13 protein-coding genes are annotated in these 15,084 nt (G+C 44.1%); 11 read left to right on the top strand and 2 right to left on the bottom strand.

The genetic code is table 11. The features are described 5' to 3' along the window. Nucleotides 1–145: 145 nt before the first annotated feature. From otsB to B4240_RS04505, 11 genes are all read left to right on the top strand, one after another. Nucleotides 146–1,159, top strand: a complete 1,014-nt coding sequence (gene otsB / locus B4240_RS04555; RefSeq protein ID WP_296237054.1) for a trehalose-phosphatase — start codon at nt 146–148, stop codon at nt 1,157–1,159. After that, entirely contained in the window at nt 1,156–2,799 is a 1,644-nt protein-coding gene (locus B4240_RS04550; RefSeq protein ID WP_296237053.1) for an alpha,alpha-trehalose-phosphate synthase (UDP-forming), read from the top strand. The genes otsB and B4240_RS04550 overlap by 4 nt, the downstream gene beginning before the upstream one ends. A 15-nt stretch (nt 2,800–2,814) precedes the next feature. Then, nucleotides 2,815–3,954 (top strand): acyl-CoA dehydrogenase, encoded by a 1,140-nt coding sequence (locus B4240_RS04545; protein WP_296237052.1) that lies wholly within the window; start codon nt 2,815–2,817, stop codon nt 3,952–3,954. An 86-nt stretch (nt 3,955–4,040) separates the two neighbouring features. Then, a complete protein-coding gene (locus tag B4240_RS04540) occupies nt 4,041–4,844 on the top strand; it encodes a PIG-L deacetylase family protein (RefSeq protein WP_296237095.1) in 804 nt (267 codons plus the stop codon). Beyond that, a complete protein-coding gene (locus B4240_RS04535) occupies nt 4,828–5,664 on the top strand; it encodes a class I SAM-dependent DNA methyltransferase (protein WP_296237051.1) in 837 nt (278 codons plus the stop codon). The genes B4240_RS04540 and B4240_RS04535 overlap by 17 nt, the downstream gene beginning before the upstream one ends. A gap of 61 nt (nt 5,665–5,725) precedes the next feature. Then, the gene (locus tag B4240_RS04530; protein WP_296237094.1) at nt 5,726–6,424 is read left to right on the top strand and encodes a glycosyltransferase; all 699 of its coding nucleotides are present in this window, start codon (nt 5,726–5,728) and stop codon (nt 6,422–6,424) included. A gap of 270 nt (nt 6,425–6,694) precedes the next feature. Next, entirely contained in the window at nt 6,695–6,898 is a 204-nt protein-coding gene (locus tag B4240_RS04525) for a CsbD family protein (protein WP_296237050.1), read from the top strand. Nucleotides 6,899–7,525: 627 nt separating this feature from the next. Beyond that, nucleotides 7,526–9,148: a glycosyltransferase family 2 protein gene (locus B4240_RS04520; protein WP_296237049.1), complete on the top strand. Its 1,623-nt coding sequence runs from the start codon at nt 7,526–7,528 to the stop codon at nt 9,146–9,148. 178 nt (nt 9,149–9,326) lie between these two features. Continuing rightward, on the top strand, nt 9,327–10,709 hold the full coding sequence (locus tag B4240_RS04515; protein WP_296237048.1) for a glycosyltransferase: 1,383 nt from the start codon (nt 9,327–9,329) through the stop codon (nt 10,707–10,709). Further along, entirely contained in the window at nt 10,709–11,974 is a 1,266-nt protein-coding gene (locus B4240_RS04510; protein ID WP_296237047.1) for a hypothetical protein, read from the top strand. The genes B4240_RS04515 and B4240_RS04510 overlap by 1 nt, the downstream gene beginning before the upstream one ends. Nucleotides 11,975–12,059: 85 nt before the next feature. Then, a complete protein-coding gene (locus tag B4240_RS04505) occupies nt 12,060–13,058 on the top strand; it encodes a glycosyltransferase family 2 protein (RefSeq protein WP_296237046.1) in 999 nt (332 codons plus the stop codon). Nucleotides 13,059–13,122: 64 nt separating this feature from the next. Here B4240_RS04505 and B4240_RS04500 read toward each other — a convergent pair whose 3' ends face one another. Continuing rightward, nucleotides 13,123–13,968, bottom strand: coding sequence for a hypothetical protein (locus tag B4240_RS04500; RefSeq protein ID WP_296237045.1), 846 nt, complete (start codon nt 13,966–13,968; stop codon nt 13,123–13,125). Between the two features lie 43 nt (nt 13,969–14,011). Beyond that, complete coding sequence (locus B4240_RS04495; protein WP_296237044.1) at nt 14,012–14,956, bottom strand: bestrophin family protein; 945 nt, start codon at nt 14,954–14,956, stop codon at nt 14,012–14,014. Between the last annotated feature and the right edge of the window lie 128 nt (nt 14,957–15,084).

The raw sequence follows: 15,084 nt of genomic DNA, 5'->3' as shown, positions 1-15,084 counted from the left end.
TTAATCAGTTTTGTTCGCTTAACTTTAATAGCTTAGATTGGCTCAATTGGCTTTTTTAATTAACTTTGATGAGCAGGGTTTTCTAGCAGTTCAGAATAAACCCGCTTTAGCCCAAATTATATAATTTTAATAAAAAGGAAGACCGGTGACTTCAGGAAGAGGCTCCAAGGCACATAATGCCCCTACATACATAACGCCAAACCGTTTTGCTGATTATCTCTCTCATCGGCAGCGCTACTGCTTGTTTTTAGACATCGACGGCACGCTTGCTGATTTCACCTTAAACCCAAAAGATAGCTTCATCCCGCCTGCCACCTTAACCCTTTTACAAAAAATACAGAATCATGGCGTCAGTATCGCTGCCGTGTCGGGGCGCAGTCTGACTGAAGCAAGGCAAATGCTGTCTCCTCTAACATTACCTATTGGTGCCACTCATGGACTAGAAATAGCGTTTGACGATGACCATGCCAATAGCAATGCCAAGGATAACGATAATACCAACGTAACCTTTGTTGACACCGCTGAGCTTGCCGTCATAAGGCAAGCTATCAGTCAAGCTTGCACGTCCTATGATGACTTTATCATAGAAGACAAACCCTACTCCGTCGCCCTACATTATCGGCAAAATCCTGCGTTAGCCAATATGGCCTATGACATTGTAGCAGCAACCTTAAAAAATCATACGAATTGGATGTTAAAAAAAGGCAAATACGTTTGGGAGATTGCGCCCAAAGGTGCCGATAAAGGCAGCGCGATTTTAACTTTGCTAAAAAAGATGCAGTCCGATGAGACCATTTGTCCTATTTTTATCGGCGATGATATTACCGATGAAGCAGGATTTATGGCAGTACAAGGTGATGATCAAACCAGAGAAAAACATCGCTTAACAGAAAATCGCTTAACAGAGAATAGGACGCCAAAAGAAAATCTGCACAGAACAATAACGGGCATGGGCATCAAAGTAGGCTATGACCCCGATGAACCAACGTGCGCCCACTTTTACGTCAATAACATTTTTGAGGTCACGGTTTTACTCGAGAGCTTTTTAGAGTTTTGCCAACAACGCCTCACTTCATCGTCTGATTTCGCAGATACCGATTTATTTTTAACAGACGCCAATCCACTACCATTAAAAAATATAACGAGACCAATAATATGAGCCGTTTAATTGTTCTATCTAACCGTGTAAAAATGCCCGACAACAATCCTATGGCAGGCGGACTTGCCGTCGCGTTGCAAGACGTCTTAATCGGAAATTCAGTGGTCTGGATGGGCTGGAATGGCGAAGTCATCAATGATGACAATAGCAGCGATGCCAATGAATTTAGCAGCGTGAAAAAAAGTGCTGGGGCGATTGCCGACCTACAAGGAACCAACACCCAAATCACCTATATGACCACCGCCTTCAGCGCTGAGCAATATCAGCATTTTTACTGCGGCTTTGCTAATAATGTGCTGTGGCCGCTGCTGCATGAGCAAACGGCTCTTATTAGCCAAGCACCAGATGATTATGCAGGCTATCAAGCCGTTAACCGTTTGTTTGCTCGCCAATTAAAACAAATCATCCAACCGGGCGATGTGATTTGGGTACATGATTACCACTTTTTAAGCGTGGCCTATCATTGCAGAAAGCTTGGGATAAACAATCGCATCGGCTTTTTCTTGCATATTCCCTTTGTCGCGCTTGAGTTTTGGCAACAACTTGAGCAAAGCGCTGAGCTGATTCACCATCTGGCGCATTATGATGTGCTCGGCACCCAAACCCAGCAAGGTAACGCCAACTGCCTCGCTGTGTTGCAATACTACTTAAAAGGTAGCTTGATGGCAGAGCATCCAGTAGAAGACCGCTCACTAAAATACAGTTTTTTAGAAAACAACCTGCTAAACCACTCATCAATCAATCTTTTGGACACCAAGTCGCCTGTCACCAAAACTCATCTGTCATCTGGTAAGGAGCTGCTGCTCAATTTAGACTTAAAACCCCAGCATTCGTTACTGATTAACGCCTATCCTATTGGCATCAATGTGGCGCGAATCCAGCAGCAAGTCCGTCATTTAGCCTCATCTTTACCGTCAGATTTTACAAAACATATTACGCATAAAAAAAACATCAAGACTACTACACAACAGATTATTGCGGTGGATAGAATTGATTATTCCAAAGGCTTGTTAAGACGTTTTTCAGCCTATCGCGATTTTTTAGCACAGTATCCAAGCTATCAAAATCAGCTGCAATTATTACAGATTGCTTGTCCGAGCCGCTTAGCTTTACCGACGTATCAACGACTTTATGAAGAAGTTAAACAAGCAGTTTATGACGTCAATCAGCAATTTTCATCTGATAAAAGTACTTGGCAGGCTATCAACTATAGCGAAAGCGTCTTAAACCATGAACCACTCATGACGGCATTTTGGCAGAGTGATATTGGCTGGGTCAATTCATTAAAAGACGGCATGAATTTGGTGGCCAAAGAGTACATCGCCGCGCAAAATCCTGATAATCCTGGGGTGCTTATGCTATCGCGCTACGCAGGCGCCGCCGAGCAAATGCAAGCGGCGGTTATCATTGATCCGCATCAGCCTGACAGTATGATAGAGGGGTTAAAGACAGCATTAACGATGCCTCTAGAAGAGCGGCAGTCTCGCCATCAGGCACTATTGCAGGGACTGTACCAAGATGATTTACACGCATGGCAGCAACGTTTTTTAGACGATTTATATTTAGATGACCTATATGATAGTAAAAAACAGCCAACAGATAATGGAAATTTAGATGCCGTTCAAATGTCTGATTCATAATAATTAGGAGACTTTATGCTAGCACTTAATGCACCAAACCCTTTATTGTCAAATATAAAAACTGCTGTAGAAGCGCTCATCCGCGCGAATAATCAAACGGTAAGTGGACTGGTGATAACCGATGTATTGCGCCGTGATATATTAAATATCTTAGTCGGCTATAGCGATAAAATCCCTCACCCTGCTAGCGGTACTGACGAGGTTATCAGGGCTAAAAGTACTAGTACGGATAAAAAAAACATACGGGAAACCTACTCAAATACATTGATTCGCTGGCAAGTTTTGGCGTATGTTGCCAGCATAGATTTAACGATTGCAAAATGGTTTGAGTCGCATCTCGATGCGTTAAGTATTTTGCATGAAGTGGGCTATGATAAAGCGCCTCAAGGATTGTGGGCGATTTGGGCAGCAGAAGGACATCCTGATCCTATACGCTATGAGGAGGGTAAAGTCAGCGGTACCAAAGTCTGGTGTTCGGGAGCTAACATGGTGGATTACGGCCTCATGACTTACCGTGATGAGCATGGGCAGGCGCAACTGCTGATGGTGGATATGCATCAGATTGGCATCGATATTGACAATACAACTTGGCAAGCAGTGGGCATGCAAGACACTGATACCGCTACCGTGCATTTTTATCAAGTAGCGGCAAGTAACGTCGGTGCGTCAAATGCCTATCTAGAACGAGCGGGATTTTGGCATGGGGCGGCAGGTGTTGCTGCTTGCTGGTATGGCGCGGCGGCTTGTATAGCCAGTTATTTGATAACCTCCTATAAGCGCAAACCTAACGATTATAAAGCCATGTATTTGGGGCAAATCAGCACAGCACTGGCCGTCACTCAGCAATACTTTTATCACATTGCTGATTTGATAGACAGTGAGCCGCAGCAAAGTCATGAACTCATCATTCGCCAATTACGCGCCAACGTTGAGCAGGTAGCGCGCCAAGCAATGGAGGTCGCCGGACAAGCATTAGGGGCAGCACCATTTTGTAACAATGCTCATTTTGCTAGATTGTCAGCGGATTTGGCTGTATTTATTCGTCAAAGTCATGGCGCCTTTGATTTACAAAAAATCGGCGAGCTATCTAGTGTTTTGGCTAGCGCCTCAACCACCGATTTGACCGGCAAGCAGGACAATATATGGCAACTGTAATACCCAAAACGAATGTAGCACTAGACCTTACCCTCTCCAGCTCTGAGGCAGAAAGAGGCACTCAGCCTTTAACGGCTCATACCGTCATGCCTGTTCACTTATCCAAGCCCAATCATCCGATTGTTGGTGACCGTATGATTGAAGGGGATGGCACCAGTCGCGACGCTTGGCAAAACTGGCAAGGCTTGCATGATATACCTCGATTGGATATGGCAAAAAACTTTCCACCGCAGCAGCGCGTTTGCGTGTTTGCGCCGCATCCTGACGATGAGATATTGGGCTGCGGCGGACTGCTACAACAGCTAGCCGCCAATGGCAATCCTATCAACCTCGTTCACGTGACCAACGGCACAAAAAGTCACCCAGACTCGCAGCTTTATCCTGCGCAAATGCTTGATACCATTCGGCCGCAAGAAAGCCTAGCAGCGTTAAAAGTTTTGGGCCTGTCGCATCAGGTGACGTGTATTGCCCTCGAGCTAACCGATGGCGACGTCTTTAATCAAAAATATCAATTCCATAAAAAATTAGCCGCCATTATCCAGCCAAACGACATTTTAGTAACGCCCTTTATGCGTGATGGGCATCCTGATCATGAGGCAACAGGGCAAGTGGTCGCCGCCTTTGCCAAGCAGCATCATTTGGCCTGTTATCAAGTTTTAATTTGGGCGTGGCATTGGGCAAAGCCTGCCGACAGTCGCATTCCTTGGTACTGCGCCGTCAGAGTGGATTTAACGCCTGAGCAATTACAGCGAAAAACTCAAGCCATTGCCTGCTTTAAAAGCCAAATAACCGTTGATGAGAGTACGGGTAACCCGCCTATTTTGTCGGCTCAAACCATCGCTAGAATCAGTCAACCTTGGGAAGTTTATTTATATGAGCCACAACCTTAACACTATGCCCACGATGAATAAAGCCAGTAAGTTGCGTATTACAAAAACCGACTTGCGTGCTTCTAAAGCGGGTTTGCATCTGTCTAAAAACCAAACGGCGAACGACACTTCTATTGATAAGTCATCTGATACTTGTTCCGCTAATACCTACTCAGAAAGCTATTTTGATGCTTTATATAACGACAATAGTGACCCATGGCAGTATCAAACCCGCTGGTACGAAAAACGCAAACGCGATATGTGTCTAGCGGTGTTGCCACAAGCTAAGTATGCTAGTGCTATTGAATTAGGCTGCGGTAATGGCGTGTTTAGTGAGCTACTTGCCCGCCGTTGTCAGGCGCTGCTAAGTATTGATGGCAATCATCAAGCGGTGCAACTTGCCAAACAGCGCTTGGCAGAGTCCGCGCATGTAAAGGTCATTCAAGGGGTTATTCCTGATGTATTAACGAATAATAAATCATCCTTTGATTTAGTCGTTATTAGCGAGATTTTATATTATTTACCACCAAACGATATCGATACCGTTATCGCTTGGATTAAAGAAAACCTTGCGATAGGTGGTACGTTGCTCTGCTGCCATTGGCGCTATGCGATTGATGGCTTTGCCATGACCGGCGAAACGGTACATCAGCGCCTGCACCAAGCATTCAACAAGGTAAATAGCAGGGTAAATAATGAATCAAACCCTGAACGGGGACAGCGGATAGATGCTAGGCATTCAACTTTTACTCATCAAAGTAAAATTATCGATAGCGATTTTTTATTAGACGTTTGGCAACACACTTCAGAGTCGGTCGCCATGCAAGAAAATTTGGTATAAAGAGAGATAACCGTCAGTAAAGCAAGTGGAAATATGGAAGATATAAAAGTATATGGATGATATAAAAATTGGAATTGTCATTCCGGCTCACAACGAAGCGACGACTATTACTAACTGCCTGGCAGCCGTGCAGGCCGCCATTGAGCAGCTGCCCTCCACTATTATGGCAACTGTGCTGGTGGTGCTTGATAGCTGTAGCGATGATACGCTTGCATTGGTTCAAAGTGCAAGGGACGAAAGAAACGAAAGAGGCGACATTGATTATCTCTGCTGTGATTATCAATGTGTGGGTCAAGTGCGGGATTTGGGCATTCGTCATGCGATTGCCTCTGGTGCGACTTGGATCGCCTGTACCGACGCGGATTCGGTCGTCCCGCCCGACTGGCTGATCCAGCAAGTCGCTCATATTAAAGATCAGCCTACCGATATGATTTGTGGCGTCGTGAGCGTTGATAGCTGGGCACATCTAGCGCCCAAAACGCGCCAAGCTTATGTCAGCCATTATCAAGACATGATGGGTCATCGTCACATTCATGGGGCAAACTTAAGTTTTAGTAGTGAGGCTTATCTCGCTATTGGCGGCTTTGCACCTCTGCCCTGCCACGAAGATGTTGATTTGGTTAAAAAATTTGAAACCCAAGGTTATACGATTACTTGGAGCAATCGCGTACGGGTTATTACCAGTAGCCGCCTACAAGCTCGGGCAACAGAAGGTTTTGCCGCATTTTTAGCGGATTTAGAAACAATCAATTCACCGTAAATATCTTCAAAAGTGCGGCATCTTTTATAAAAAATGCAGCACTTATGACATGACATATACTTCAATAACATAATTCATCTGTCACTAAGGTTTGGGTAACACTCCAAACATTCACTCTACAGACAATGAGAGGCTCAAAGCGTACAGTGGTGTTGTCAGTTAGGGATTTGTACCAACTGATAAACCCATCTATGAGAAGTATAAGAAACCAAATGGATGGGTTTTAATGTTTAATAAATTAAATCTAATAACCGGAAAAGGAATACCACTATGAATGAACATACTCTAAAAGGTGATTGGAACCAACTTAAAGGCTCAGTAAAACAAAAATGGGCAGATTTGACCGATGATGACCTCACCCACATCGAAGGCGACCGTGATAAGCTGGTTGGCCGTGTGCAAGAACGTTATGGACGTAGTAAGGAAGATGCCCAGCGTGAAGTGGATGATTGGCGTCAAAGCAATAACTATTGATTAAAAGTTAAAACGGCTACTCGTCAGATTACTTATTATCTAAAAGTCAGTCGTTTGAACTAAAGGCAGTTTTAAACATAGAGTTTTTTAAAACACAAGAGTTTAAAACACAGTAGTTATTGACGAAATATAAGAGCGTATTAGACATTTTGGGTTTTTACCCTTTGTTGTCTGATGCGCTTTTGTCGTTTTTATACCTGAGCGTATCTCAAAATTTACTTATTTAGTAGATGTTTTAAATATACGCCCTTCCTCTTATAACCGTACTTCTAACTTCTATTTTCCACTCATTTCCGCTCTTCTCTTCTCTCCTCACTACAGCTCTTTCGCGTTATGGCTGACGCTCTTTTTTCTACAACAAAAGCTTTTTTGTTTTGTAACACAAACTGCGTTTAAGCATTGATATGCATACCGATACCCATAAAACTGGCTCAATTAATTACGTAGATTTACACTCTTTAATATTTACCAACACTTCACAGTCTAAAGGTTACGGAGTTTTATATTACTATCTATAGAGTAATTGATGAGGTAATAACAACTACTACATTATAACTATTAATAGCCTCAATTTTTTATACGTTCTTTATAAACATTTTGCCTGTCGTATGTGCCTAAGGATAAGCCATGACTATTAATAAGAAAAATCTTTTAGCTCCTGCGTCGCTAAGCTTTCAATTAATGACACGGTCTGAACCGCCAGAGTTGGTGATTGCCACCATCCAGTCTTTGCTGGCGGTAAAATATGCCAATGATGAGATACTTATTATTGATAATAATAATACGGACACCTCATTGTATCAGCCATTGGCAGCGTTTTGCGCAAGCTTAGACCCAAAGCTCAATGTACGTTTTTATCACATTGATGCTGTAGAAGGTTTTAAGGCTGGGGCATTAAATTTGGCATTGGGGCTTATGAACCCAGACTGTAGTCACATTGTGGTGGTTGATAGTGATTATCAAGCGCTGCCCCATGCAAGAAAATCGATTGCCAATGCTATCGAGCGTTATCCTGATCACACTCTTTTGCAGTTCCCGCAATTTTATCGCAATACCGATCAAGTGGACACGCACAGCGAACTTAACCACTATTTCAATCATCATTTATACCGCCCTTTTAATCGTGAGCGTGCGCTATCGACAGGAACTTATGCGGTGATTCGCCGCTCGGATCTTTTGAGTTTGGGTGGTTGGTCAGGTGCTTCGATTACCGAAGATGCCCAAATGGGCGTATTGATGCACCAAAGAGGTTTTCGCAGTCGCTTCATAACAGAAGTCATCGCAACGGGTTTATTGCCCAACAGCTTAAATGATTTGATGTCCCAACGTCGGCGCTGGATCTATGGCAATATGCAGGTGCTAAATGACTATTTCTCACTCACACTGCCAACTAAATCTCAAGATTCTGTAAACACGCAGCAAGTGGATATGCCGCAAGTAGCAAGCCCAGTTATTGCCGCGCATCAACGCGCTAAGAATAGCTTAAAAAAGAATAGCCCAAAAGTAAAAAGTATCGCTGAGCGCCTAGCCTATGCACGTGCGCATCTATCGCAGCTGAGCGCTTGGATAAACTTTACTGGCTTCTTTATTTTTTTGCAGACAGCGACATTGTTCATCCTTAGCTATGCGCTCTTGAGTGCTCAATTCTCAGGCGCTATGCCTGATATATCCTTACTTGCGCCTTTATACTTGGTATATGCCAGCTATGCTGTTTTTGTCATCAGACGGCTGTGGGCATACTCACAGGATCAAGCGCCGTTGAATAAACAGGTCAATAAAGACCATCAGCCAAGTATGAAGATGCGCATAAGAGCATGGTTGATGCACCTGAACTTTTGGGAGCTTGGGGCATTATCTTGGTTGCCTGTTTTATGGGGTAGCGAAAAACCCTTTGTCTGTACGCCAAAGCAAGAATACATTCGTACCCATAGCTCGTTACGCCAGGCAAATATGGTGGCATTACCCAAGCTGCTTTTACTGCTCAATATCCTTACTGCTTTTGTTGTAGCGCCATTTTCTCCTCTCTATTCTCCGCTATTATTTGTCTGTGCTTTGACGGTTTGTGCGCTAAAAATCGGCGCAGCAAAAGTGGCATTTGATAACTTTACGGTAACAGAACAAAAGCCTACCAGTATTAGCATTAAGTCTAAGCCTACGGTTGCGATTTCGCGCAAGCAAGCCAAGCCGCTCACGCCGCTTGAGCCAAAAATCGATATCGTATTTGAAGATAAAAAAATTATTAACTCTTAATTGTTTTATTTAATAACGCATTTCTGGTTATTAACTTAAAAGCGCTTAAAACACTGAATGCTTAAAAGCGGTAATCCACTATGGAGAAACCGCTTTAGAGCGTTCTAGTCATTTATTTTTATAAAGAAATTTATTTTTGCCAATTTAAAATATTCGTCAGTTTAACTTTGAGGTTTCTATGTCTTTTGCTAGTGCAAAGTCCTTCCCTGGGTTTTCGTCTTTCGCTAACCCTATTGATCTTGTGGATTCTATTCACACTAATGACACTCACCCTGCCCCAATAGCCGATAAACCACTGCGCATCGCGATCATCGCCCACTGCTTATACCCTATTGCTCAGCCCTTTGCGGGCGGGCTTGAGATGATTACTCAGCTTATATGTGACGAGCTTGTTGCCCAAGGTCATGAGGTGCTGCTTTATGCGCACAAAGACAGTCAAACGCAAGCTCATTTGATACCAATGCTAACACCAGAGGAATTTGAGGCGATCGCCTATCCTAATGAGCATGAGTCCTTAGAGATGAGCCGCAAGGAGATGTACCAGTATTTGGTCTATCAAGGTGTACTGCGCGATATTATTGAGCGGGATGCGCGCGGTGAGATTGACATCGTGCACAATCACAGCTTGCACCATGCCCCAATGATGACAGGTCAAACCTTTGGCGCCCGATTTTTTACCACCTTTCATACGCCTATTTTTCCTCAACTGCGTTTGGCGCTGTTGACCTTACGCCACGGCACCACTACGCAATTTACCGCCATTAGCAAGCACCAACAGCAGCTATTTTCTGAGTTTGTGCCGTCACAAGTGGTTTATAACGGCATCGATGTAAAATCCTTTACCGCAAATACTGAAACCATAGATAATTTTACTCGTGAGCATGGCGAGGTGTATTTTTGGTACGGGCGTATTTGTCCTGAAAAAGGCACGCATTTGGCCATGCAGTATTGTATGGAAGCGGGAAAAAAACTTATTATCGCTGGTCCTAAAAGTAATGAGGCGTATTTTGAGCAACAAATAGCGCCTTTGTTGGCTAAAGATGGTGAAAATGGCGCACAAAAACTGTTTGATTATGTTGGTCACGTGACCAAGGACGAGATAAATCGCTACCTTTGCCAAGCGACCGCCATGCTATTTACCAGCACATGGGATGAGCCTTATGGATTGACATTGGCTGAGAGCTTGGCGTGCGGCACGCCGGTCATTGGTTTTGATGTGGGTGCTAGTGCTGAGATTGTTACGCCAAACACCGGGGTTATCGTTGCCAAGGAAGACAAAGAAGCCTTTATAAAAGGTTTTGCTAAAATTAAAAACCTATCACGTCAGGCCTGCCGAGAACGCGCCTTACAGTTTTGTTCCGTCGCATCGATGGTAGAAGGCTATCTAGCCCTGTATAAAGAAGCCGTAGCAGAAAACGAGCAGCAGAAAATTCAGCAGGAAATAGAGTCTGATACTCTAGCAGATGCGCGAGCGGCGTTAAATTTATTTAAGCGTGATAATGGTGAGGATAATAAGCTAAAGCCGTTCACTCATTCATTAAATCTTGTGGAGCAAGGATAATGCGACTTGGTTATTACGCCCATCATCACGGCTCAGGACATTGTCGCCAAATCGATAAGCTTGCTGCCCTCTTACCCACTGAAGCAAGAAAACAATTAACAGTATTTACCAGCCTAACCCCAGATACCTATACTTTTACCTCTATAGATGAAAAACAAATTGTACGGCTGTATGCAGAGGATGAGCGTGCAGAGGATGTACTTGTGGGCCGAGCAGGAGAATACTGGCAACCAGCCAGCCTGCATTATTCGCCAGTTGGTAACAGCGATATCCAAAAGCGCAGCCACCAAATACTCGATACGATTTATCAGCGTCAGATTGATGTAATGATTATCGATGTGAGCGTTGAAGTTGCCATGCTATGCCGAGCAGCAAGTATTCCGTATCTTTATGTTAGGCTTCCTGGTGTTCGTGATGATGCTCCGCATCTGAATGCTTTTGCTGGCGCGCTTGCTTTATTAGCGCCCTATCCTCGCCCATTAGAATCCGCGATGACGCCTGAGTGGGTAAGTAAAAAAACGCTATGCCTTGATTTTATTAGCACTGAGCAACGAACACAGCAAACCTACCCTGATTTTATAAAAGAATTAAAGGCGCTTACCACTGACAAACAAGCGCTCTCTTTGATAACAGAAGATAAAAACAAAAATGCGCCCTCTATTATTACAGTGATAAAAGGCTACGGCGGTCATAAAGCCATTGATGCAAAGCTGCCTGAATTGCGGCGCCTTTTGCCAAATGCCCTTATCATATCGCTCGGCCCTATCGACGATGAGAAGCGGTCTTATGTCGATATTGCAACTCAAGTAAGTGATGTAACGCCATTTATCGAGCATAGCGATTATCTGCTGATGGCGTGCGGTTTAAACGCCGTTGCCCAAGCCTATGATTATGCCACGCCGCTGGTAGTTCTACCTGATGAGCGTCCTCATCAAGAACAAGAAGTCATGGCGCAAGCATTAATCCATGAGGGACGTGCATTCAGCTGGCAGCAATTTAAAACCGTAATGAGCGAGGATGCCAAAACGAAGCCGGATGGGTTATTTGTCAGTCAATCTGCTAATCAACCTGTCAATCAACCTGTCAATCAATCCGCGCCAGCCAATCTAGTATCAAAGTCTGATAGCACAGATAGCACAGTGCTTAATCAGGACGGCACGCCTGCCGCGCAAGCGTTTATGCTTAGCATGACCCAGTACCCGACTACTAAAACTTGGTTTGAAAACTGGTTATTGCCGCGGCTTGAATTAAAACCTGCAAGCTAGAGCGTGACTTTATGACAAACGGCCGCAGCAATAACCTCAGTAAAACATAAAAATAATGCAATAAAATAATAGGCAACGACAAGACATGACCACAAAACCCATCACCAATTTTAGCGCGGTATCCGATCTCGTACCGATAACCGTTATCACGACTTGTTACGGGCGCAACCATCATCTTTATAATTTACTAAGTAGCCTAATGCATGGCAGCGTCAAACCCGATGAAGTTATTATTGTTAACGATGACGCTGACCCTAAGCGTCTGGCTGAATTCGCTTTAAATATTGTAAAGCTTCCTACGACCGCCAATGCAGCAGTTAATAAAAAAACTGATAAATCAAGCGAAATCAAATTTGATATTGGCCATAATCGCAATATTGGCGCCGCCCATGCCACACATGACACGCTGATATTTTTGGACGTTGATTGCATCGTAGCGCCGACCTTTATTGAGCAATTAAGCGCAAAATTGGCACAGTACCCAAACGCCTTAATCATGGGGCAACCGCGCTATCTGACGCGACCTTTGACAGCCAAAGAAAGCCAAGAATTACAAAGGGGCGCGCTATCTACCGCTTATCTGAACCGTTTATCTGTTTATAACCCTTACCGTGATAACTTCGATGAGGTGGATTGCACTGCTACTAATACGACGCATACGGCTATTAAACAGACAGATGATTACGGCGCATTTTGGAGTTTATGCTTTGCGATTAAGCGGCAGCAGTTTGAGCGTATAAATGGATTTGATACGCAATACACAGGTTATGGCGCAGAAGATACCGATTTTGCTTTTACGGCGCGTAAGTTAGCCATAGATTTTTACCTCACTGCCGACCTCATTTATCATCAACAACACGCCGTTTATCGGCCGCCTCTGAATCATTTAGAAAGCATCATCATCAATGCCAATCACTTTTATAAAAAATGGCAATGCTGGCCGATGGGAGGCTGGCTTAAAGAATTTTCTGACATGGAATTGATCGATTGGGCGGACGAGCAATCAACCCCGATTACCCTATTGCGCAGGCCCAGTAGAGATGAGATAGCGCGTGCACACTATCCCGATGCGGCTTATGTTTGAATAGCAGGCATTTAATCTATAGTTATTTAAATTATAGTCGTTTAAATTAAAAACCTTTCCTTGCCTAATACTGCCGTATGATTTCCACCTCCGCAGGCGGCGCACTCATTTCGCGACGCTCAAACGCCCAGTTATGACCGTGCCAAAAATGCGAGACTTTATCGTTATCATTAAAACCAATCATCAATAATTGCAGCGGCAGCGGGGCTTTTTGCATCAACTGTACATGCTCTCGAGCCGCTAGGAGCAAGCGATACATCAAAAACCCTGACGAAGGCGCTGAAGAGTGAATATCGCTAAAGTAAGGATAATCTTCCACGACCGGATGGCACTCCGACAACACGCTGTGATACCTCTCATCCTGCAATAATACTTGCACGGCCGGCGGTATCGTCAGTGTGCGCTCGTCAGTAATCGGATCATCATCAGGACTGGGATCATCACTTGGCGTGGGAAATTGATAAGGCTGATTACTAAGTAGGATGCCTAATGGCGCCGCTTTTGCCATTCGCTTCATCACGGCCACATTGTTACTTCTTGGCGGTAAGCCAAAATGCAGTTTACTGTCCCCAATCTGGCGAAAAAACAACAATTTTGGCAAGGTGCTGGCTAACGGATGGTTGGCAAAAAAATCAGCGTGTATAAAATGGTTAAACAACACCAAAACATCATCAGGGCGCAATAATTGCGCCAACTGATCGGTGCTAACAGTAGGGTTATTAGCAATAAATACGATTCTATTGTTTTGCTTTAAAGCATTTTGGATACTGGGTGGCAAGCTTATAAAGGCGGCGGCTTCTTTGTTTATTTCGTTGTTTATTTTATTCAAATCATTCTCATTAATGGGTGCGGTTAATAGATTGTTTGCCAAGTTTTTTGCAGATATTTTTTCAGATGCTGAGGTTGGCATATAAAAGGTGTTTTTCCTATTAGATAAAGACAAGAGTGAGCATTTATTGCAAATAGCCATTTTTAGCAGTGACATTAGATGGCAGCTCAGTTTCACCTAAGGCTTCCAGTAAATTAATTTCAATAGTACGTGATAAAGCCGTCAACGGCAATTGATTGGCCGCCAAACCAAACGGTTCTTCTAGCTCTTCACTGAGTGCATCTAAACCAAAAAAGGTATAGGCGATTACCCCACAAATCAAGGGCGTTACCCAGCCTAAAGAAGAGACCAAACCAAAAGGCAGCATAAAGCAATACAGATAGGTCGTGCGATGCACCAACAAGGTATAAGCAAATGGCAACGGTGTGTTATGAATACGTTCACAAGCGGACAAAACCACCGTCATCGAGTTTAGGCGCTCGTCCATGTTTTGCAGCATATGATCCGACGTTAAGCGCTGCTGCCGACAATAGCCAAGCTCCGTGCCCAGCAGACGCAGCAAAAAATCAGGCAAATTTTGCGTCCGCCTCATGCTAGCATGATGGATGGGTGTCACAAAACGCTCAATATCTTGCCAAGGCTCGCTATCACGAAGTCGATGGCGCAAAGCATGGGTAAAAGCGATGCTCAGATAAATCATACGGCGCTGAGTATCTCGCGCCTTATCACTGTCACTGTCACTATCACTGGCCTCATCTACATAAGACAGCACTTGGCGAGTAAAGCTGCGCGTGTCATAAACCAGCTGGCCCCACAACCCTCGCGCCTCCCACCAACGCTGATAACTGGCATTGTTACGAAAGCCTAAAAATAACGACAGCGCAATCCCAAGCAAGGTAAACGGCGCAACGCTATAAGAAGAAAACGAGTTTGGAAATCCGTGCTGAATGGTGGTGATAAAGGCGCTAATGAGGCTAATCAGCAAAATTTGCGGATACACTTTTGGCAAGATAGAGCCGCGCAAGGTAAAAAGCAGTTTGATGGGGCTTAGCTTTTGCTTGACGATCATTTTAGGGCGTGTCATCAATTAGCAGAGATATGGTAAAATAAGCGATACTAATTCTATAGATAGCAAACGGAGCTCAACTATTATGACAAGACAACATGCCCTACGTGATGACCAATGGGAGCGTAGTA

The sequence above is a fragment of the Psychrobacter sp. UBA5136 genome (assembly GCF_002414005.1).
Classification (GTDB): domain Bacteria; phylum Pseudomonadota; class Gammaproteobacteria; order Pseudomonadales; family Moraxellaceae; genus Psychrobacter.
This window is presented reverse-complemented; position numbering and strand designations above follow the sequence as displayed.

Excerpts from the sequence above, each read along its gene's own strand:
- B4240_RS04500 (WP_296237045.1), bottom strand. The coding sequence starts at position 13,968 with ATGCCAACCTCAGCATCTGAAAAAATATCTGCAAAAAACTTGGCAAAC.
- B4240_RS04515 (WP_296237048.1), top strand. The coding sequence starts at position 9,327 with ATGTCTTTTGCTAGTGCAAAGTCCTTCCCTGGGTTTTCGTCTTTCGCT.
- B4240_RS04535 (WP_296237051.1), top strand. The coding sequence starts at position 4,828 with ATGAGCCACAACCTTAACACTATGCCCACGATGAATAAAGCCAGTAAG.
- B4240_RS04505 (WP_296237046.1), top strand. The coding sequence starts at position 12,060 with ATGACCACAAAACCCATCACCAATTTTAGCGCGGTATCCGATCTCGTA.
- B4240_RS04545 (WP_296237052.1), top strand. The coding sequence starts at position 2,815 with ATGCTAGCACTTAATGCACCAAACCCTTTATTGTCAAATATAAAAACT.
- B4240_RS04495 (WP_296237044.1), bottom strand. The coding sequence starts at position 14,956 with ATGATCGTCAAGCAAAAGCTAAGCCCCATCAAACTGCTTTTTACCTTG.
- B4240_RS04540 (WP_296237095.1), top strand. The coding sequence starts at position 4,041 with ATGCCTGTTCACTTATCCAAGCCCAATCATCCGATTGTTGGTGACCGT.
- B4240_RS04510 (WP_296237047.1), top strand. The coding sequence starts at position 10,709 with ATGCGACTTGGTTATTACGCCCATCATCACGGCTCAGGACATTGTCGC.
- B4240_RS04520 (WP_296237049.1), top strand. The coding sequence starts at position 7,526 with ATGACTATTAATAAGAAAAATCTTTTAGCTCCTGCGTCGCTAAGCTTT.
- B4240_RS04550 (WP_296237053.1), top strand. The coding sequence starts at position 1,156 with ATGAGCCGTTTAATTGTTCTATCTAACCGTGTAAAAATGCCCGACAAC.
- B4240_RS04525 (WP_296237050.1), top strand. The coding sequence starts at position 6,695 with ATGAATGAACATACTCTAAAAGGTGATTGGAACCAACTTAAAGGCTCA.